This is a genomic window from Oleiphilus sp. HI0132 (genome assembly GCF_001635845.1).
This window is the reverse complement of record NZ_LWGJ01001696.1, coordinates 1-1,417: the sequence shown is the minus strand read 5'-3', so window position 1 is coordinate 1,417 and position 1,417 is coordinate 1. Positions and strand designations below refer to the sequence as shown.

The window sequence follows — 1,417 nt, the reverse complement described above, 5'->3', positions numbered from 1 at the left end:
ATGCTAATTTCTTGCCCGGTACTCAAATGTATCGGAAATACCGTTTCCGGCTCTGCTAGAGCCTTGGTATTAAGTGAAACCTTTGATTCGGATTTAGCACCAGAGACTGGCTGATAAGTGGCGAGCACGACAAGCTCAGTGCTGTGTCTATAATCCCCAAGACATAAACGGACATAACCGGGATTTAATAACTTGCCGACCGCGCGAACAAATCGCTCATCAAGATTCTTGGAGGTTTCTGCATAGATCAAATCCACTAAGGATTCACAATTACAGAGATTGGGCTCAATAATTTTCATTAAGGGTCTGCTTGGCTATGTCATGGTCTGATACAAACATAACAGAGCAGAAAGTAAAGTCTAGAGAAGATTTACCGCTAGTAAAACAAAGCCAGCCCCAATTGGCTCAATATACCTGGGACTGGCTTTTTTAGGCTAGCCTTGCATTAGCAAGTAGTCAAAGGCTGCAAGAGAAGCTTTGGCACCTTCCCCCATAGCGATCACGATCTGTTTATAAGGCACGGTCGTCACGTCACCGCAGGCAAAGATTCCTGGTACGTCAGTCTGACCTTTGGCGTCTACAATTACCTCGCCATAGGCGTTCATTTCTACAATGCCTTCCAGGAAGCCACTATTGGGCACCAAGCCTATTTGGACGAAAATGCCTGATAATTCCTGGCGCTTAATTTCACCACTATCACGATCTTCGTATGCTAAGGCAACAACCTTGCCACCTTCAGCCAAGACTTCTTTGGTCGCTACATTACGCAGAATAGTAATATTCTCACGTTTTTTAGCTTGCTCAACCAAGACTTTGTCAGCCTTTAATTCAGGCATAAACTCGTAGATTGTGACAGATTTTACGATACCAGCTAAATCCAAAGCCGCTTCAACACCTGAATTTCCGCCACCAATAACAGCAACATCCTTACCTTTAAAGAACGGTCCGTCACAGTGCGGGCAGTAAGCAACACCTTGACCTATGTTTTCCTTCTCGCCAGGAATGCCAAGCTCTCTCCACTTTGCACCGGTCGCAACAATCACCGTCTTGGTTTCGATCACTTCACCCGAAGAGAGTTCAATCTTATGGTTTTCACCCCCCTGGCCTTTCTCGATGTTCGCGACTCGTAAGTGTTCTCTGACGGTCACGTCATATTCTTTAATATGCTGCTCCAAAGCCGTAGACAATTCCGGGCCGGTTGTTTTAGGCACAGAGATCAGGTTTTCGATCCCCATAGTGTCTTTCACCTGTCCACCAATCCGATCTGCGATGATCGCTACTTTCAAACCTTTTCGAGCACTATACACCGCTGATGCTGCACCTGCCGGGCCACCACCAATCACAACAACATCCTGAACAGGTAGTGCTTCAGCAGGCTCTGCTGCCTGAGTGATGTCGGGGTATTTAGCCATCAATT

General features: G+C 46.4%; 2 protein-coding genes. Both read right to left on the bottom strand.

What is annotated here, in order from left to right:
- On the bottom strand, nt 1–299 hold a 299-nt coding region (locus A3766_RS25965; protein WP_156509155.1), incomplete at its 3' end, for a hypothetical protein.
- Between the two features lie 135 nt (nt 300–434).
- The coding region (gene ahpF / locus A3766_RS25960; protein WP_068643258.1) for an alkyl hydroperoxide reductase subunit F at nt 435–1,417 on the bottom strand (983 nt) is incomplete at its 5' end.